At 31.4% G+C, this 19,579-nt stretch carries 18 protein-coding genes; 10 read left to right on the forward strand and 8 right to left on the reverse strand.

Annotation, left to right across the window (positions count from 1 at the left end):
- The first annotated feature begins 138 nt into the window (after positions 1 to 138).
- On the forward strand, positions 139 to 1,092 hold the full coding sequence (locus EI427_RS18535; protein ID WP_126617548.1) for a glycosyltransferase family 9 protein: 954 nt from the start codon (positions 139 to 141) through the stop codon (positions 1,090 to 1,092).
- On the opposite strand, the gene EI427_RS18540 is transcribed toward EI427_RS18535, so the two are convergent.
- Together EI427_RS18540 and EI427_RS18545 are read right to left on the reverse strand one after the other, a co-directional pair.
- On the reverse strand, positions 1,082 to 2,398 hold the full coding sequence (locus tag EI427_RS18540) for a sensor histidine kinase (RefSeq protein WP_126617549.1): 1,317 nt from the start codon (positions 2,396 to 2,398) through the stop codon (positions 1,082 to 1,084). The genes EI427_RS18535 and EI427_RS18540 overlap by 11 nt on opposite strands.
- Positions 2,395 to 3,747 (reverse strand): sigma-54-dependent transcriptional regulator, encoded by a 1,353-nt coding sequence (locus EI427_RS18545; RefSeq protein WP_126617551.1) that lies wholly within the window; start codon positions 3,745 to 3,747, stop codon positions 2,395 to 2,397. Before EI427_RS18545 ends, EI427_RS18540 begins: the two co-directional genes overlap by 4 nt.
- 585 nt (positions 3,748 to 4,332) lie before the next feature.
- Here EI427_RS18545 and EI427_RS18550 point away from each other — a divergent pair.
- The gene (locus tag EI427_RS18550) at positions 4,333 to 5,223 is read left to right on the forward strand and encodes an NmrA/HSCARG family protein (protein WP_126617553.1); all 891 of its coding nucleotides are present in this window, start codon (positions 4,333 to 4,335) and stop codon (positions 5,221 to 5,223) included.
- Between the two features lie 64 nt (positions 5,224 to 5,287).
- Here the strand turns inward: EI427_RS18550 and EI427_RS18555 are convergent, their stop codons facing one another.
- Genes EI427_RS18555 through EI427_RS18570 form a run of 4 tightly spaced genes read right to left on the reverse strand, consistent with a single transcriptional unit; the run spans position 5,288 to position 7,970 of the window.
- Positions 5,288 to 5,908, reverse strand: a complete 621-nt coding sequence (locus EI427_RS18555) for a hypothetical protein (protein ID WP_126617555.1) — start codon at positions 5,906 to 5,908, stop codon at positions 5,288 to 5,290.
- Positions 5,909 to 5,954: 46 nt separating this feature from the next.
- The gene (locus tag EI427_RS18560; protein WP_126617557.1) at positions 5,955 to 6,323 is read right to left on the reverse strand and encodes a GntR family transcriptional regulator; all 369 of its coding nucleotides are present in this window, start codon (positions 6,321 to 6,323) and stop codon (positions 5,955 to 5,957) included.
- Position 6,324: 1 nt separating this feature from the next.
- Complete coding sequence (locus EI427_RS18565) at positions 6,325 to 7,128, reverse strand: hypothetical protein (protein WP_126617559.1); 804 nt, start codon at positions 7,126 to 7,128, stop codon at positions 6,325 to 6,327.
- Between the two features lie 2 nt (positions 7,129 to 7,130).
- Positions 7,131 to 7,970 carry an ABC transporter ATP-binding protein gene (locus EI427_RS18570; RefSeq protein ID WP_240655331.1) on the reverse strand — a complete coding sequence of 280 codons (840 nt, stop codon included), beginning with the start codon at positions 7,968 to 7,970 and terminating at the stop codon, positions 7,131 to 7,133.
- A 247-nt stretch (positions 7,971 to 8,217) separates the two neighbouring features.
- On the opposite strand from EI427_RS18570, the gene EI427_RS18575 reads away from it, so the two are divergent.
- The 6 genes from EI427_RS18575 to EI427_RS26360 all read left to right on the forward strand — a co-directional run bounded on the left by EI427_RS18575 (position 8,218) and on the right by EI427_RS26360 (position 14,767).
- Positions 8,218 to 9,546, forward strand: a complete 1,329-nt coding sequence (locus tag EI427_RS18575; RefSeq protein WP_170178541.1) for a TolC family protein — start codon at positions 8,218 to 8,220, stop codon at positions 9,544 to 9,546.
- Positions 9,547 to 9,569: 23 nt separating this feature from the next.
- The gene (locus tag EI427_RS18580) at positions 9,570 to 10,823 is read left to right on the forward strand and encodes an efflux RND transporter periplasmic adaptor subunit (protein ID WP_126617565.1); all 1,254 of its coding nucleotides are present in this window, start codon (positions 9,570 to 9,572) and stop codon (positions 10,821 to 10,823) included.
- A gap of 34 nt (positions 10,824 to 10,857) precedes the next feature.
- Positions 10,858 to 11,547, forward strand: a complete 690-nt coding sequence (locus EI427_RS18585; protein WP_126617567.1) for an ABC transporter ATP-binding protein — start codon at positions 10,858 to 10,860, stop codon at positions 11,545 to 11,547.
- A 17-nt stretch (positions 11,548 to 11,564) separates the two neighbouring features.
- A complete protein-coding gene (locus tag EI427_RS18590; RefSeq protein WP_126617569.1) occupies positions 11,565 to 13,931 on the forward strand; it encodes an ABC transporter permease in 2,367 nt (788 codons plus the stop codon).
- A 69-nt stretch (positions 13,932 to 14,000) separates the two neighbouring features.
- Positions 14,001 to 14,465, forward strand: coding sequence for a sporulation protein (locus EI427_RS26355; protein WP_126617571.1), 465 nt, complete (start codon positions 14,001 to 14,003; stop codon positions 14,463 to 14,465).
- Complete coding sequence (locus EI427_RS26360; RefSeq protein WP_126617573.1) at positions 14,462 to 14,767, forward strand: hypothetical protein; 306 nt, start codon at positions 14,462 to 14,464, stop codon at positions 14,765 to 14,767. Before EI427_RS26355 ends, EI427_RS26360 begins: the two co-directional genes overlap by 4 nt.
- 128 nt (positions 14,768 to 14,895) lie before the next feature.
- Here EI427_RS26360 and recA read toward each other — a convergent pair whose 3' ends face one another.
- Positions 14,896 to 15,951, reverse strand: a complete 1,056-nt coding sequence (gene recA / locus EI427_RS18605; RefSeq protein ID WP_126617575.1) for a recombinase RecA — start codon at positions 15,949 to 15,951, stop codon at positions 14,896 to 14,898.
- A 411-nt stretch (positions 15,952 to 16,362) separates the two neighbouring features.
- Here recA and EI427_RS18610 point away from each other — a divergent pair, with 411 nt between their 5' ends.
- The gene (locus EI427_RS18610) at positions 16,363 to 17,748 is read left to right on the forward strand and encodes a pyridoxal-phosphate dependent enzyme (RefSeq protein ID WP_126617577.1); all 1,386 of its coding nucleotides are present in this window, start codon (positions 16,363 to 16,365) and stop codon (positions 17,746 to 17,748) included.
- A gap of 69 nt (positions 17,749 to 17,817) precedes the next feature.
- Here EI427_RS18610 and EI427_RS18615 read toward each other — a convergent pair whose 3' ends face one another.
- On the reverse strand, positions 17,818 to 18,873 hold the full coding sequence (locus EI427_RS18615) for an aminopeptidase (RefSeq protein WP_126617579.1): 1,056 nt from the start codon (positions 18,871 to 18,873) through the stop codon (positions 17,818 to 17,820).
- 307 nt (positions 18,874 to 19,180) lie between these two features.
- On the opposite strand from EI427_RS18615, the gene EI427_RS18620 reads away from it, so the two are divergent.
- Positions 19,181 to 19,543 (forward strand): hypothetical protein, encoded by a 363-nt coding sequence (locus EI427_RS18620; protein ID WP_126617581.1) that lies wholly within the window; start codon positions 19,181 to 19,183, stop codon positions 19,541 to 19,543.
- Positions 19,544 to 19,579 lie beyond the last annotated feature (36 nt).

Raw genomic sequence — 19,579 nt, forward strand, 5'->3', positions numbered from 1 at the left:
ACCTTTGAGGTACCTCTTTCTTAGTTAATAAATTAGGTTAAAACAGAAAGAACTTGTAATTACTTATTTGGCTTATCTAAATATAATACGCCAAATTGAAAAATCATTAAGAAGTACAGATATCGTGTAGATAATGTTATGAGAGTGCAACAATTAAAGAATATTGTTATAAGTGGTAGTGAAAATTTAAAAGATTTCAGTATTTCCATTCAGATAATCAATTATTTAAAAAATAAATATGCTGATTCTCACGTTACTTGGATAGGAAATTCTGTTCAATCCGAGATTTCCAAATTTATTACATCTATAGATCAATTTCTTTTATTTGATACTATCGATGATGAAACATTAGAAAATACAGATGCTATCTTCTTTTTAAAGAGCGACAAAGTGTTATCTAAAAAAGCACGTGATTTAAAAATTAGCTACAGAATAGGAGGTAAGGATTCTTGGAGAAATAATAGAAGGTTAACACATAGTATAGATACTAGTACTGCTAGTTCTCTATTAGATGCTCACTTTTCATTTCTTCATGTACTAGATATTGATACAACTGTTGATCTTTCGTTACAAATAGTAAATCACCCTATTTCTACTTTTAGAGGTATTATAAAAAAGGACCTTAATAATATAGTTTTCTACCCATATAGATCGAATGCACATAGGGCATGGCCAGGAGTTCGGTATTTTGAACTTATAGATTCTTTACCAAAGTACGAATACAATTATATTATTGCTGGTTTAGAAGAAGAGGGGAAAGCTTTAAAATTTACTGCTCCAGAGTTATTTAGAGTACCAAGTGTAAAAGATGCTACAGATCTAGAAAGCTTAGAAGAAGCACTTGCTTTAATTGCCAAATCAGATTTATTAGTTACCTATAATACAGATATTGCACATTTTGCAGAAGCAATGGGTAAAAAGGTAATTTGTATAACATCTTCTGCTGATGCCTTTTTTATCAATAAAAAAATTAAAACTATCCTTACTGAAAAGACAGATTGTTATGAGTGTATAGGAGATAAGCCTTGTGAGTGCTTGAGAAAATTAGAGATAAATGAAGTAATATCAGAAATGGAAAATATTAAAATTTAATTGTAAAGATCGTTTCTTTTAGTGACGATTCTACTTTCAAACTCCCTTTATGCACTCTCGTAATTTGTTTACATAAAGCCAATCCAATTCCATTACCTGTATTTTTAGTAGTGAAAAAAGGAACAAAAATATGTTTCAGCTCATCTTCTGGAATCATAGATCCATTGTTGGTAATATGAATAACTAATTGATCTTTCAATTGAAAGTCCACTATTAATTCTGAGTTATCAACATATTTCATTGCTTCAATTGCATTCTTAATTATATTATTCACACATTGATGAATAAGCTGAGAGTCAAAATGATATATTATTTCTTTATTATCAATATTCAATAAATTCACTTTAATATTATGTTGATAAGTCTCTTCTTCAAAACTATTCAATTCTTTTTGAAGAAAGTTATTCACATTGACTTCAACTTTTTTAGGTGTTGGTAACTTGGAAATTGAACGGTAAATGTTGATAAAATTTAGTAAGCCTTCTGCTTGTTCATGAACTACCTTGATACTTTTCACATTTGTATCTATCATTTTTTGAGTAAGACTTTCTACCTCTAATGGCGATTCATCTTCTTTGGTCATGGTCATCAACATACTATCAGAAAGAGAAATAATAGGAGTCATCCCATTCATGATTTCATGTGTCAATACACGAATCAATTTACTATAAGATAGATGTTCCTTCTCCTCTAACTCTTGCGAAATATCTTGTAGTGTAAGTAAGAACACTGTTTGCTCTTCTCTTTTCAGTTGTCTAGCTTTCAATAAATAGTTGGATTGTTCTAAAGTCACTATATTCTCTCTAAAAGCCTTATCTATCAATTCTTTTGAAAAAATTGTTTTCTCGAACAGTTGCTGTAAATGCGTCAATACTTTTAAGTCTACTTTCTCTTTAAAAGAGGAATTCACATGCAAAATATGTCCATTTTCATCATATGTACATATTCCTACATGTTGGTTTTCAATTAACCAGTCTAAGTATTTTTCTTGGCGAATACTTTCCTTTTTTATTCTGGAAAAAGAGGCATGAATTTTATTTAATCTATACTGATAGACATCGTTGAATTTCTTGATGTTTTTAGAATTCAAATAGCTCAAGTCTTCATTACCTATGGCTTCTACTATAATCAAACTATGATTTAACAATTTCTTTATTGTTGATAGTTGATAAGTAATTAATCCAACAGATAGAATAGCTAAAGTTATCAACAATGTTGGTTGCTGATAAAAATGAACCATTAATCCACCCATAGACATCAACATTACTAGCACAATTCCTAGTTTTATATAGTGAATTTGTTTCATGATAATCCTAATTTCTTCATCTTATTATAAAGAGTCTGACGTGTTACCCCCAATTCTCCAGCCGCTGCACTAATATTTTGTGGGTGTCTTTTCAAAGCTTTCTTTATCAACATTTCTTCCATATCAGCCATGTTTAATGTTTTGACATCAGTGTTTTCTGTAGAAGAAGTTACAATTAATTCAGCACTGATTTGAATACTGTCTGTTAAAATAACGGCTCTTTCGATCGTATGTTGAAGTTCTCTAACATTACCCGGCCAATGGTATTTCGTTAATTTATCAAGAGCTGATTCCGAAAATTGTAAATCTCCTTTATCATATTTCTTTGCCAACAAATTTTTAAAATGATTTGCTAATAATACAATATCATCTCCTCTTTCTCTTAATGCCGGAACTTCTATTTGTATGGTATTGATTCTATAAAGTAAATCTTGGCGAAATTCTTCATTTTCCACCATTTTGAATAAGTTCTTATTGGTGGCTGAGATCAGTCGAATATCAATAGGAATTACTTTATTTCCGCCCACCTTTGTAATCTGACGATTTTGAAGTGCCGCTAATAGTTTGGCTTGAAGGGAAAATGAAAGGTTACCAATTTCATCTAGAAAAAGAGAACCTTTATTGGCTAATTCAAACTTACCAATTCTATCTTGGTGTGCATCCGTAAAGGCGCCTTTCACATGACCAAATAGTTCACTTTCAAAAAGTGTTTCAGATACGGCTCCCATATCTACTTCTACTAATTGTTCCTGATTTCTTTTAGAAAAATGATGAATTGCCTTTGCGACTAATTCTTTACCTGTTCCATTCTCACCTGTAATTAAAATATTGGTGTCTGTCATTCCCACTTTCTCAATCAACGACATCATTGATTTCATGACAGCAGATTCTCCAATGATTTCAGGAAAGATGTTTTCTTCTGTACGTAATGCTTTCGCTTTCTGCTTTAATTCCTTGATTTCATTTTTGGATTCACTCAGTTGTAAGGCAGACTGTAGCGTAGCCAATAATTTTCTATTTTCCCATGGTTTTAAAATAAAGTCAGATGCACCTATTTTCAAGGATTCAACCGCTAATTCAACATGTCCATAAGCAGTCATCATCACCACTGATATGGCCGGGTAAGTTTCCTTGATTTTCTTTAACCATCGTATTCCTTCCGCTCCGGTATTTAACCCTGGAGAAAAATTCATATCCAATAACACTACTTGATAGTCTTCAACTGCTAAGGTTTTCATGATCTCTTGAGGATCTGCTAAAGCTGTGATTTTATCAAAGTAAGGTTCTAATATGATTTCCAAAGTGGCATGAATGGAAATGTTATCATCAATGATTAATAGGTTGCCCATGAGGTTTTATTTTTAATTTAGTCTGTTTTACTTTCAATCTAGCTTTCTTCTTCATTTTTTCCAATGATGAAAAAACGAAGCAAAAAAATCTAGGCTGAGAGGTCAAAAGCTAAATTCAAGATTGTTCGCCTAAATGATTTAAACTCGCTATGCTCAAACAATAAATCATTTTTAACGGCTCTCTATCTTAAATTTTTCACGCTTTTCCCTTCTAGGCCGATATACTTTCAAATTACATCACTATCCTTTCAATTATTTAAAAGTATTATTCTCATCTTAAATTTCGTCAATGTTATTCAGACACAAAGTAACAGTGTCAAATATTTTTACACATTATTTATTTTAGACATCTTCTATTAATCCACTTCTATATAAATGCCAAATAGAATAACTAATCTATTCATTAAAAAACTACTCTACATCGACCTTAAATTTTTTGCGTCGTTTTTGTTTCAAGACAAAAATGAAGAAGAATCACCCTTAACCTAGTTTAAGATTTTTTATTGTTTTAGGTTATAAGCCCACCAATAATAAACCCGCCACCTTTGTGATGTAATCAAAACGAAATCAAAAAAAAATTATATCATGGAAAAGAAAATCATAGTAGTAATCGGAGCAACAGGTGCACAAGGAAGTGGAGTAGTTAAAGCATTAAAAGAATCAACTGATTTTGTAGTTAGAGCAGTAACTAGAAATCCTGAGAAATATGATGGCTTAGCTGACGAAGCAGTTGCAGCTGATCTTACAGATGCATCTACATTACCTAAAGCATTGGAAAATGCATATGGTGTATTTGGAGTGACAAACTTCTGGGAACCTAATAAAGTTTCTGAAGTTGAGCAAGGTCAAAACCTTATTAATGCAGCTAAAGAAGCAGGAGTAAAACACTTTGTATGGTCAACACTTCCAAATGTTGAAGAAATCAGTGATGATACTTTTGATGTTCCTCACTTTACAGGTAAAGCTAAATTAAATGCAATTGTTGCTGAAGCTGGTTTTGAAACTTATACTTTAGTTGAACCTCCATTCTATTACCAAAACTTTGTGGGTATGTTAGCTCCACAACAGTTGGAAGATGGTACTACAGGATGGGCTTTACCAATTGATCCCGCTGCTAAAGTTATTCATATGGGAGATATTTCTGAATTAGGAAATTTAGTTGCTAGTGCTTTCATAAAACCTGAAGAAGCTAATGGTAAATTATTATCTTTTGTAGGTGGTATATATAGCTTCAATGAGGTAATTGATATTTATAAATCTCAAGGTATTGAGTATTCATTCCAATATGTTCCTGCTGATATCTTCTCTGGTTTATTTGAAGGAGCAGCGGAAATTGCTCAAATGTTATTGTACTTTGAGGCACATACTTATATGGGGCCTGATGCTGTAGCTCATTCTAACGCTGCAGATAAAATTACAATCAAACCTTTTACTTCATTAGATAAATGGGTAAAAGCACAAACTATAGAGGCTTAATTTCATCCAACTACATACAACAATCCCCTGTTACTAGTTTATCTAATTACAGGGGATTTTATTGTTATCTATAAGAATAATTTATCTTTGAATCAGCATCTTTTTGCAAATTTGTATTACCAGGATTAGTAATGTACACATAAGATTTATCAGCTATTTCACCAGATACATTATCGACTGAACCTAATGCTTTAAATTCAGAATCATTGATATTCAGTTGAAGCTCTGCTACATTTGAATAGCAACGTAAGGTCGATTTATTCCTACTGTTGACTTCTACCTTAGATATTTTTTTTATTGCTTCCGGAAGAATATTTAGATCTGATTCATCTAAATCTAATTTCAATGTATTACCTGAATAACTATCAATATTTAAGTTCGATGACAGCATCTGCACTTCTAAGTTTTTCTCTGGAAGATTTAATTGTACATACTTAATTTTCTTTTCGATGTCATCAGGTATTTTAGATAAAATCAATGTATCTCCCTTTATTTCAAATGGTACATCAAACTTTGCTTCATCTTTATTAAGAGCTAATTTAAATTCATATTTATCAGCTGTTTTCACACCAATTTTATAATTAGTATTGTCTAAAATAATATGTGAATATGCTGGTGTTGAGGAATAAAAAGCATTTTCTTCGACACTTTTCTTTCCTCTTGCCACCGAGACTAATGCTCCCATTATGATAAACAAAGAAACGCTACATAATATTGAGAGCAGATATATATTACTTTTCTTCATGGTATAATTCTTTTAAATAGTTCTGAAGTTCTTCAAATGATATTCCTAATTTATTGGCTGTTTCTACCGTTTCTGGCAACGTATCAGTGAAGAATTCTTCTTGTTTTGATTTTAAAATTATGTTTTTGGCTCCTTCACTTACAAAGTATCCTTTTCCTCTTTGAGTATAAATAATTCCTTCTTGTTGTAATACTGAATAGGCTTTTATTGTTGTATTTGGATTTACACCCACTATCCCTGCTAATTCTCTTGTTGAGGGAATTTTTCCAGATTCTTTATATTCTCCTTCCATAATTTTATCTTTTACATCATCTCCTATTTGGGTGAAAATGCTTTTTGTGTTTTTAAACTCCATCTTATATTTCTTTTTCTTTCAACTTCAAATAACTACTGTAAACAAATACTGCATTAGCCAATAGAATGTACCCTATCATAAATACTACTGCTGCAGATCGTGAAGAGAAAAAGAAGAGTTTATAATCATCTGTTATATATTCTTGAGCGCCCATTTTTCCGAAGATCAAGAAAGCTAAGAAGACGTGAAATGCTATATAAATCCCTGAAAATATTATCGATTTAATCAAAGGTAGTTTCTTGAATAAAGAGTTCCCTGTAAAAATCACATTGGCAATACTCCATGGAATCAGGCATATCATTATACCTAATAATTTTTTTACTTGCATTTTATCTTCAGAATTAGCTCTCATTGACTTTTCAATCACATCAGTAATAAAATCTAATCCTGTATAGCCAATATTTGGATTGATAATTTGATGAATTTCCCCCTCTACCATATAGGCAAAAAGGATAAGAAAAGGAACCAAAAATACACCAACTACTACAGTAGATAAATACTCAAATAAGAATTTTTCGAACTGTGAAACAGGAAAAGTAAGAAAGCTGATTAGTTTTTTAGTTGATCTAAATGGTAAAAAAGATCTGTTTACAACAGTTGCTGCTAAAATGATATAAGTGAAGATAAAAAGACCAAATAAATCGCCTTCTGAAATAGCGTTTTCATTTATCGCTCTAATGAAAAATAAACTAATAATTATAAATGAAACAATAGCTGCTAATCCATAATATACCAATTGCTTTTGATAAGTGATTTCTAAAGAAGCATACTCTTTAAATCTCTTGAGATCGAATAATTTATTCATAATTATATAAATTTTTTATAGTCATTGATTAAGGCATTGAAGAATAATTCAAGGTCAACTTGCGTATCTTCTTGTTCTTGTTTAGGAGCGATTGTTTTGTAACCTCCCAAGATTGGTTCAGCATAAAGCGTATCTGAAACTTTAAGTTGCTGAACTTTCAAGAAGTCATACTTCTGTGTAAGGTCAAAAATTGACTCATTGTAAATCACTCCACCATTATCTAAAACTATCAAGTGATCTATGATTGTATCAATATCTTTTACCTGATGTGTAGAAATCATGATTAGTTGATCTTCCTCAAAATGCCCTGCCATGATCTTTCTAAAGATATCTTTTGAAGGAATATCTAAACCATTGGTTGGTTCATCCATCAGAATCAATTCAGCTTTTGTTGCTAATGCAAAGGCTATAATCACCTTTTTCTTCTGACCATATGAGAGTCCTTTAAGATTTACATTGTCTTCTAAATCAAACTTTTCAAGCAATTCATAAACCAATCGGTGATCAAATCGAGGATAGAATTTAGAAGTACTTGTGATAAAAGTTCTGATTGGAATAGGAGGTAATTCAAATTCCTCTGGTACAAAAAAGAGCTTTGATAAAAAAGAGGGATATCTCGAAAAAGGATTTTCTCCAAGAATATCAATAGTACCTTTCTTCGGTTGAAGTAAGCCACTCATGAGTTTAAAGAAAGTACTTTTTCCTGCTCCATTTTTTCCTAATACTCCCACAATTTTACCTGCATCAAGTTCTAAGTGAAGTTGATCAAGAATTGTTGCTTTTTTAGAATAACTAAATTGAAGATTATTAATTGACACCATAATATTTAATAGTTGTTTCAAGTGCACCACCTATATAGTGCACTGCAAAAGTGGTGTTATTTTTTATTATCTCCAAATATTTAATTCAAAAATTTTTAACCTACTCTCTTATGGTTTAACTAAAACTGTCAAAACCTTTTACAATCCACTGTCTAAAAATTTTACACTCAAAACACCCAATAAAAACACAAAACTTTAATTATCAACAACTTAACCTATTTAGTCCGCTTTTAGAATACTATTTGGCATACCTCTTATGGAAATTAGTATGAAAAAATTAATATACATATATCTACTTATCATCATTCCTTTATCTACAAAGGCTGATAGTTTATGGACCTTAAAAAAATGTGTTCAATATGCTATAGAAAATAACCTTTCTATCTATCAAGAAGCTTTAAAAGTTAACCAAGCTTCTATTGATGTGAAAAATGTAAAATGGCAATATGCACCAACTATCGGAAGTAGTATTAATGGGACTTTCAATGCAGGTCGTTCTATTGACCCTGGAACTAATACTTATATCGATCATCAATTTTTTAATAACACCTCCGATCTCAGTTTAAACTGGACTTTATTTCAAGGCTTCAAGAAAAAGTACCAATTGAAATTTGAAGAGTATCAACTTCAAGCATCAAAATTCCAATTGCAGAACGCTAAGGAAAAGTTGGTGTTTGAAGTAGTTCAGGCTTTTTATGATGTAGAGTACAATTATGAATTATGGGAAATTACGAAAGCACAAATCAAACTATCTCAAACTATTGTTGACAGAGCTGTTTATCAGCAAGACTTAGGTTTGAAAGCTTCTGCTGATGTTGCTGAAATGAGAGCTCAACTAGAAAAAGAAAGAATGTTGTCTTTACAAGCTCATAATAAAATGATGGAAGCAAAATCAAGATTAGTCAACATCATGAATTACACTTCCTCTCTTAATTCTTTATCACTAGAGTTTGAGCAGCTTTCTATTCTTTCTAAAAACTTTGGCAATGAAGAACAGCTTTACACAACATTCTTCCAACAGTCTGCTTTACTTAAAACGCACTTTTTATCACTTCAAAGTAGGAATGAAAAATTGAAAAGTGAGAAGGCTAGCTACCTTCCAGAATTCAGTTTATATGCCAATATGAATACGGGGTATTTTCAAACCAATACAGATGAAAGTGGAAATGTTATTCAGTTTAGAGAGCAATGGAAAAACAATATGAATCAAATGGTAGGAGTACGATTATATATTCCAATTTTTCATCAAAATACTCAACGTTTAGCCGTTCAAAGAACTAAAATTCAAGTTGTAGAATCAGAAGCTCTTTTAAATCAACAGCAGCAGGAGTTAAAAAGAACTATAGGAAATGATTTAAGGGAATGGAAAGCTTTTCAAAAAGAAATAGAACAAGGAGAAAAGGTAAAAGAAGCGAGTGAATTGGCTTATGATGTTGCAGTACAAAAATATGAAGAAGGATTGATTGATATCGTCACTTTATTAACAGTAAAACAAAAACTGGGACAAGCCGAAGTTGATCTTCTTTTATCGGAATTGAATTACCTCTTAAAAGAGAAATTATTGATGTTTTATCAGGGGGAGAAGTTTTGGATTTAGCACAAATAGAGAACAAAAAATACATGGATACTATAATTAAAAAGAAGAAATCGCCTTTTCATAAATACATTGGATTCATTTCCACTGCTGTATTTGTGATGACATTAATTGTATATACTATATGGTCCTATAATGCTCCATCAGAGATTAGCATTTCAAAAAATAAACTTCAAATAGCCACTGTAGAGAAAGGTTTTTTTCATGATTATATCAATATAAAAGGAAAGGTTCATCCACATCAGACTATCTATTTAGATGCTGTGGAAAGAGGTAGAGTGAAAGAAATTGTGGCTCAAGAAGGAAGTTTTATTAATGAAGGAGATGTAATTATCGAATTAGAAAATAATGAACTTTACCAACAGATTTTGAATAGTGAAGTAGCTCTAGCTGAGAAAGAAAACTATCTGAGAAATACCAAAATCAACTTTAGAAATGATTTGATACAATCACAGAAAAACGTGATCGAAAGTGAGTATCAATTAAAGCGAACGGAAAGAAATTATAAACAACAAGAACGTCTTTTAGAAAAAGGGTTGATTGCAGAAGAAGATTATATCAAAGCGAAGGAAGATTATTTATATCAAAAGGAATTGCAAAAGATCAATAAGCTAAAGGCTGAAAATGATAAGCTTTTACAGGAAACAACAATGCAGACTTTGGAAAAGGATTTGGTGAAAATGAGAGCAACACTGACCTTGATACAAAGCAGACTGGATCATTTAAAAGTAAAGGCTCCTTCTTCTGCTTATTTGGGAAATATTGAAGCTGAAATTGGGCAATCCATACAACAAGGACAGCATTTAGGAATTCTTTATGATTTATCTGAAGTGAAAATTATCGCTGAGATTGATGAGCGTTATATCACAAAAGTGAAGAAAGGATTGAAGGCTTCTTATAAGTATCAGAATCATATTTACTCTTTAATTGTTGAGAGAATATACCCCGAAGTCAAAGAAGGACTTTTTAAAGTGGAGTTGAAATTTGAAGCAGAAAAGCCTGAAGATCTTCATTCTGGCCAAACCACTCAGGCTCGTTTAAACCTAGGAAACCCTAAAAATGCATTGATGTTGAATAAGGGAAATTTCTATGGAGAAACAGCAGGACAATGGGTTTATGTTTTGGCTGAGGATGGAAAAACTGCACAAAAAAGAAAGATCCGTATTGGTGATCAAAACATACATAAATATGAAATACTTGAAGGTCTAAAACCTGGAGAAAAAGTAGTTATTTCTCAATATAACTTATTAGGTGACTACGATCAGATAGTATTCGAATAAAAAATAATTACATTAAAATCATAAATCTTATGCCATGATTATACTAAAGCAAATCAATAAATTCTTCGAAACAGAAGAGGTGCAAACACAAGCCCTAAAAAACATCAACTTGGAGGTACAAGAAGGAGAATTTATCGCCATTATGGGCCCTTCTGGTTGCGGAAAATCAACTCTTTTAAATGTGATTGGATTACTGGAAAGCCCTTCATCAGGAAACTATTTATTAGATGGTGATGAAGTTGCTAATTTCAAAGAATCACAAAGAACCAACTTAAGAAAAGGAAATATTGGATTCGTATTCCAAAACTTCCATTTGATTAATCAATTAACCGTTTCTGAAAACATCGCTCTGCCTTTGGCTTATCTTGATCTCAATAAAAGTGATCGTAAAAAGAAAGTAGAAGAAGTGTTAGACCGTTTAAAGATCAGTCATCGAAGAGATCATTACCCACAACAACTTTCAGGAGGGCAACAGCAACGTGTAGGTATATGTAGAGCCGTTGTATCTAATCCAAAATTAATATTAGCCGATGAGCCTACAGGTAATTTAGATTCTAAAAATGGTAAGGAAGTAATGGAATTGCTTACAGAACTAAATAAGCAAGGAGCAACCATTATAATGGTAACACACTCCCAAAGAGATGCCAATTATGCACATAGAGTCATTTCTTTATTGGATGGAGAAATTGTCACTGAAGTAGAAAACGAAATCGAACTATTCTAACGAAGACCTAAATTGTCATGTATAAGATTTATTTTAATTTAGCGATTCGGAATTTATGGAAGAACTATCAAAACACGCTTATCAATCTTCTAGGGTTGACTTTAGGGTTAGGTAGTGCTTTATTTATTTTCCTGTTTTATCATCTAGAAACAAACTTTGATAATTACTATAATGAAGACATTTATAGAGTAAACTATAAACTCAATTGGAATGGTAAGATTTATAATCATGCACACGCCAATTATCCTCATGGAGCAAATTTTAAAGAAGATATTGATAATATTGAGGATTACGCTATCATCGATAACCCATTTGAATCCAATTCTTTTTATCTCAATAATGAGAATTACAAAGGGATAAAAATGTCGGTTACGAATAATCACTACCTTCATTTTTTTAATATTCCATTACTTAAAGGAAACAAAGAAACAGCTTTAAAAAACAAAGAAGATATTCTTATTTCTTCTTCGTTCGCTCAGCGTTTTTATCCTAATGAAGATCCTATTGGTAAAGAGGTAGAAATCTATGGAGATCAATTTTTGATCAAAGGTATTTTTCAAGATCAGCCTACCAATAGTCATCTACAATATGATGTTTTGACTTCCATTGAATTTATGAAAGCCAACGACTACTTTTTAGGATGGGGTGGTGGTAGTGTTTTCAACTTATATTTAAAATTTAAACATGAAAATGAGATTCCTAATTCTTTAGCCAAAATCAATAAAATACTAAAAGATAAATATGAAGAGGACAATTATTCAGTAGTCGCTTCAATACAACCTATAACTGATATTCATTTAAAGTCATCTCATTTAGAATATGATGTTGATACCTCAAGATCGTATGAAAATTATTGGGTGATCATTTCCATTGGTATCATCATTTTAGCCTTATCCTTACTTAATTTTACAGTTTTATATACAGCTCAAAAAGATGAAGAGGTACAAACATTATCTCTTATGAAAATCTACGGAGCCCACCAACGAGATATCTTGTTTTCTACTAGTGTCGAAGTTAGCCTAATGATTGCTTTTGCAGTCTTTGTTTCTTTCCTAGGGCTAATCCTTATTTTACCTTTCTTAAATCAACAACTCAATACCCAAGTACAACTATCAAATTATCCTTTACTGATTCTTTTATTCTATTTTGGAGTAGGTGGGCTTCTTACTTTTTTACTGAGTTATACTTCTTTAAGAGGAGTCAAAAAGTCATCTTTAGTCAGTAGTTTAAATGGAAACACTCAACTTTTCAATTCTAAAGGAAGAGGAGAGAAAGCCATTCTTATTTTACAATTCGCAATGGTATTTATTCTGTCATTTATTGGTCTTACTATTTACAATCAACATCAATATTTATTGAAAAAAGACCTTGGTTTTCAACATGAAAATGTACTTGCTTTAAACTTAAAAGCACTAAGAGATTTACCACAAAAAGAGTTGGATACTTTTAAGCAAGAAGTAAAGAAAATTGCGGGTGTAGAAACGGTATCTTTTTCTTCTCAAATGATTGGATTAGGATTGACTCAGAATGGTTATAAAATTGGTGACTCTGAAAAATTTCCGAATTGCTCTGCCTTATTTGTGGATACAGATTTCTTAGATTGTTTTGGTTTAAAAATAAAGGATGGAGAAACATTCACCTCTAATCCCAATATAAATAAACATCAGTATCTCGTAAATGATGCTTTTACAAAGTTAGATGGATGGGAAGGACTAGGAACAAAAGTGCAGAGAAATGAGGATGATTTTAAAGTCGTTGGTATCGTTTCTGATTTTTCTTTTAATGATCTTACAAAAGAAGAAATGCCTTTAATTATCTCTACTTATCCCTACAAAGATTGGGGTGGTTTCAGATATATCAATATTAAATATTCTTCTGCAAACCCTATTTCTTTTGCTCATAAAATAGAGGATTTATGGAAAAAGGATCATCCAGATATCAGAACACAAGTTTTCTTCTATGATAATGCTTTAATGAACAACTACAATTGGCTTCAAGGACAACAGCAAGTCGGTTTATTCTTTGGTATTATCACCTTATTGATTGCGATTGCAGGACTATGGGGAATCACTCGTTTTTCAGTTTTAAAACGTACCAAAGAAGTAAGTCTCCGAAGAGTAAATGGAGCAACAAGAGGACAAGTTATACTTCTTTTCAACAAAAGCTATTTACAATGGATTTTACTTTCTTTCCTAATAGCTATTCCGATTGCCAACTACTTTGGTAATGATTGGTTATCTAGCTTCCCTAATAGAATTAGCATTGATTATATCGCTTGGTTTATTTTGGGTGGATTTATCGCTTTACTATCCATTGTTACCATTACTAAAATTTGTTGGAAAGTAGTCAATACTAACCCTTCTGAAGTACTGCGTGATTTATAAAAAATAGTTTTTATTATTCTATATTTATTTCAACTAAAATTCGAAACATTAAACCTATTTTTTAAAACCATGTTCAATAAATTCTTAGCTAAAATTGGCATTGGAGGTGCTAGTGTCAAAACAAAAGTGCTTACAGAACATTTAATGCCAAGTAAACCTTTTAAATTAGATATTACTGTTCAAGGAGGAAAAATAGAACAGGCAATTTCTGGTATTGAAATCGACTTAAATACTATTTCGGAAAGAGTACATCTTCACGAAAAAGAAAGGAGACAAGTTTTTGAAGAACATACAATAGTATCTTGGTATTTAAAATATGATTTCATTCTCCAGCCTGAAGAAGTAAAAACAATACCATTTGAAGGTGTTTTGGATAAAGAAACTCCTATCACTAAACTACTGACACAAGTAGAAAATAAAAGCAAAATAGAATTTAAAACTTACATCAATTTAGACTCGTCTTTTGATACTAAAAGAAAAACAAAATTTGATGTACTTCTACATCATTTATTTCTGCTTTTATTGAAAGTATGAGCAGATGTGGTTTTATACTTGAAAAAACAGCTATTGAAATTGGCTACCTTGAAGGTAAAGGGTTTAAATCAGAAAGTGGCGTTTATCAAAAATACATCTTCAAACCTAACCCTTTAAATAGTGAAGCATTCACTATCAATTTTGTTGAAGTTGCCTTTATTCCATCGGAAAGTCATCATCAATTATTTATTATAGCTGATAAGTTTTTAAAAGATGGTTTATATAAAAGCTTCTGTATTAAAAACACAGAACTTGATAATACTCTTATTTCTAATAAAATAAAAGGTATTCTTGAAATCTAATATTGATTTATTTTATATAAATCAGGTTATAAAAAATGCCCTAACCAAATATGGTTAGAGCATTTAATTACTTACATTTTTTTACTTAGAAAATCTATCTCTATTCAATAAAAATGCTCGTTTTATTTTTACTCAGCAGCTTCTGGAGCTACTTCTGGAGCTTCTTCTTCAACTGCCCCACCAAAAACTTGAGTTCTAATTTTATCTTCTAACTCATCCATTAGTTCAGGGTTATTTTTAATTAACTCTTTTACAGTTTCTCTACCTTGGCCTAATTTAGAACCACTATACGAGAACCATGAACCTGCTTTATTTACAATTTCGAATTCTACAGCCATATCTAATACTTCCCCTGCACGAGAAATACCTTCGCCATAGATAATATCGAATTCTGTTTGTTTAAATGGAGGAGCTACTTTATTCTTCTGAATTTTAACTCTTGTACGGTTACCTGTAATATTATCTGCTGATTCTTTGATCGCACCAATACGACGGATATCTAAACGTACAGAAGCATAATATTTTAAAGCATTACCACCAGTTGTTGTTTCTGGGTTACCGAACATTACACCAATTTTTTCACGTAACTGGTTAATGAAGATCATAGAACAATTTGTTTTACTTATTGCTCCTGTAATTTTACGTAATGCTTGTGACATTAAACGAGCATGAAGACCCATTTTACTATCACCCATATCACCTTCTAATTCTGCTTTTGGTACTAAGGCAGCCACAGAATCAATTACCAATATATCAATAGCACCAGAACGTACTAGTTGTTCCGCAATTTCTAATGCTTGCTCACCATGATCTGGCTGAGCAACCAAAAGGCGTTCCATATCTATGCCTAATTTTTCAGCATATATTTTATCAAATGCATGTTCTGCATCAACAAAAGCAGCCATACCACCTTGCTTTTGTGCTTCGGCAATCATGTGCAACGTTAATGTTGTTTTACCAGAAGATTCAGGTCCGTAAACTTCAATAATACGACCTTTAGGAATACCTCCAACACCTAACGCTAAATCTAAACCTAATGAACCAGTTGAGATTACTGGTACATCAACAACACTATCATCTGTCATTTTCATAACAGACCCTTTACCAAATTGTTTATCCAACTTAGCAATAGTTGTTTCTAATGCTTTTAATTTTTCTGTGCCTTGACCTTTATCCGCAGCCATGATAATATATATTTAATGGTGTAAGTTATATTTTTTGTAAAAATCAAGTCGTTTCCTCATTGATTATATTACAAACTTAGGGGAGAAGAACGTAATACAAGTACGTAGTTCTTAAGAATGTCAATTATTTTTGACTTTTACATAAATATCTATCAAAAATCTCAATTTTGAAACCATTACCGATAAATATTTGAACAAATATACATTTTCAAAAATAAAAAAACTAACAAAGTTTAAAATAAAATCATTTTATTGGTTAATAAATCAACATTGATACATTATGTAACATTTGTTTTTTCTACTATCCTTTAAATAATCAAAATCGTTAACATATTTAAACCTACTTATCAAATCATGTTGTGTATTTTTGTCAAAATTTGTCGAATTGTGGAACATACAAGTGCGAGAAAGATGAACAAAAAACAACATGACCTTATTTCTCTGATTGGAAATACTCCTATCGTAAAAGTTAGTAATATAGATACAGGCAATTGTGAATTGTATTTAAAGCTAGAAAACCAGAACCCAGGTGGATCTATTAAAGATCGTATTGCTTTAAGTATGATTGAGAATGCTGAAAAAGCAGGAAAAATTAAACCTGGTGATATTTTAATAGAAGCAACCGCAGGTAATACTGGTTTAGGGTTAGCTTTAATTGCTATTCTTAAAGGCTATAAACTAATTTTAGTGATGCCCGATAAGATGAGTGGAGAAAAAGTAGCTCACTTAAAAGCTATGGGAGTAGAAGTTTTACAAACACGATCTGATGTTGGTAAAGGTCACCCAGAATATTATCAAGATATGGCTTTGCGTATCTCTAAAGAAAAGGGATACTATTATATAGACCAGTTCTCTAACCCAGATAACTCTTTAGCACACGAATTAACTACTGCTCCAGAAATTTTTAATCAGATGGATGGTAAAGTAGATGCTGTTGTTTCTGGTGTGGGTTCTTCGGGAACAATTTCTGGTATGGCTGCATTTTTCAAAAAAGAAAGCCCTACTACAGATTTAGTACTTGCAGATCCAGAAGGATCAATCTTAAAAGATTATATAGATACAGGAAAATACGGAGAAGCTGGTTCTTGGTATGTAGAAGGTATTGGCGAGGATTTTATTCCTGATATTGCCGACTTCTCTATGACAAAGACGGCCTATTCTATTTCAGATAAAGAAAGTTTTAATACTGCTCGTGAAGTTTTAATAAAAGAAGGAATTCTAGCAGGATCGTCTTCCGGAACTTTAATTGCTGCAGCTTTAAAATATTGCCGTGAGCAAACAGCACCAAAACGTGTAGTTACTTTTGTTTGTGATAGTGGTAACAAGTACTTCTCAAAATTATTTAACGATAATTGGATGAAGGAAAAAGGCTTTATCGAAAAAGAGACTTTTGGCGATTTACGTGATCTTATTTCTAATTATTATGATAGAGGTGAGGTAGTAACGGCAAGTATTGAAGATACGCTTTTAGATGCTTATAAAAAGATGAAAACGCATGATATCTCTCAACTTCCAATTATGGATGGTGATAGTATCTTAGGTATTATTGATGAGTCTGATATTCTTTTTAGCGTTTATGATGATGAATCTGCCTTTGAGCGTTTTGTTGCAGAATACATGACCAGTAATTTAGTAGTAATTGATGCATCTGATAGTATTGACCGTTTAATGGAAATCTTCCGTGATGGAATGGTGGCTATTTTAATGAACGATAGTAAGTTTGTTGGGCTTATTACTAAGATTGATGTCTTGAACCATTTAAGACAACAAACGTCTAATGATAAAGGTAAAGGTTGATTTGAAAATCAATTAGATATATATAAAAAGCGGTTGCTCCTAAGATTTAGAGGCAACCGCTTTTCTATTCTAAAACAATGGTTTATAAGTCTCTTTCAAATAAGTCATATAAGCATGAAAATCGCCATTAAATTGATTATCAAACTCTTCTTTAAATTCATTCTGCTTTCCTCTATACCTTTTAAAACCCATAAAGAAAGTATTATTAGGAGTGAAGTCTGAGAAATAATCACAGTAGCGATCGTTTGCAAATTGAAGGTGCTGTATACCTTTTGTTATTTCTGTAATTTTCTTGCTTTTCAATTCAAGTTTTTGATTCACATCCATATTTTCTGGAAAAGATAAATACAAACTATCAAGCTCTTTTGTTCCTTTCAATATATATTCTGAAAACACTTTACGGTCTTCTTTCCTTGCCATATATTTTACGTATTCTATGGAGTGCCTACCATATTTATAAATTAAAAATCTTTTAGCACCTTCGTCACCTACAAAATCTGCTAAGTTCTCATTATATGAAACACTATTTTTAACATAGAGGGTACCATGGGTTAGCTCATGAATTATTAAACGAGATAAACTGCCTACACTTCTATTGAGCATATTTGATAATATAGGATCATTCAAAACTCCTAAAGTAGACCAAGCAGACACTTCTCCAACTTCGGCATCGAAACCTTCATCTCTTAATTTATCTCTAGCTTGTTTTGCCAATTGTTTGTCAAAAAAACCTTTATAAGAAAATGTTCCAAAAATAGGGAAGGACCATCTTTTTGCTTCAAAAATAAAAGGAGCACAAGCTGTTACTGTCCAAAGAATTGGATTACCGTGTTGATCATATAATTTGGTATAGCTATTCGATTTATCTAGACCTAGAGAGTCTACGGTAAACTGACGTATCTCCTGAATTAGTCTAATCTTACTTTTCTGCTCTTCTGTAAAAGAAGTATCGGCTAAATAAACCGCAAGGGGTTTAGCATTAAACATAATATCTAATTGCCCTAAACCTTGACGAATACCATAGGTTGCTTCTCTGTGATAATATCCTAAGAAAGTTATCACTCCTATAAATAGCAGTAAAATTACCCGTTTAACCCAATACCAGATATGTTTTTTTATACTCATAAATAGTTAATTCATTACAGTAGACAAAGATATTCTAATAAAAATGAGATAACAGAAGATTGAATAATAAAATTTCATATCACATCAACTACTTTATAAATGAATACACACTTCTACAATAGATGCTATATGTATATATTATTATCTCAACATCTTATAAATCAAAACCCTTTGTTATCTTTGGGCACACAATTGGCAGGAATTACAAGATGTAATTCAAAAAAATCAATTTTTGACAATACTTTAAACAAGGTTTATAACACTGTTTAAAGAGATCAAATTCTCTAACTAAAATACACTAATTAATATGTTAGACGCTACTAAGTTTTTACAGATAGATACCATCAAAAAGAATGAACAAACTATCGAGGCTCAATTTAAAGTAAATCAGAATACGCTATTAGGAACAGAAACTGATACGCCTGAGGCTAGTATGATGGAACTAGTAAAAAAGATTTATGAGAACAAAGAGAATGTACACTGCTCTATCTCATCAGCAAATAAAATTAAGTTGATTTCTTTGTTTAAACCAGAAGAACAAAGTGTTGTAGATATGTTTATCAACACTAAAAGTTACTCTGAAAAAAATATAGGAGTTAGTGCTGAAATTTCTACAGATGATAAAGTATTCTTTAAGTTTGAAGGAATATTTACATTATCAGATAATTAGAATATACTTCTAAAAAAATCTAAGAAAGCACGATTA

It is taken from the genome of Flammeovirga pectinis, assembly GCF_003970675.1.
Classification (GTDB): Bacteria; Bacteroidota; Bacteroidia; order Cytophagales; family Flammeovirgaceae; genus Flammeovirga; species Flammeovirga pectinis.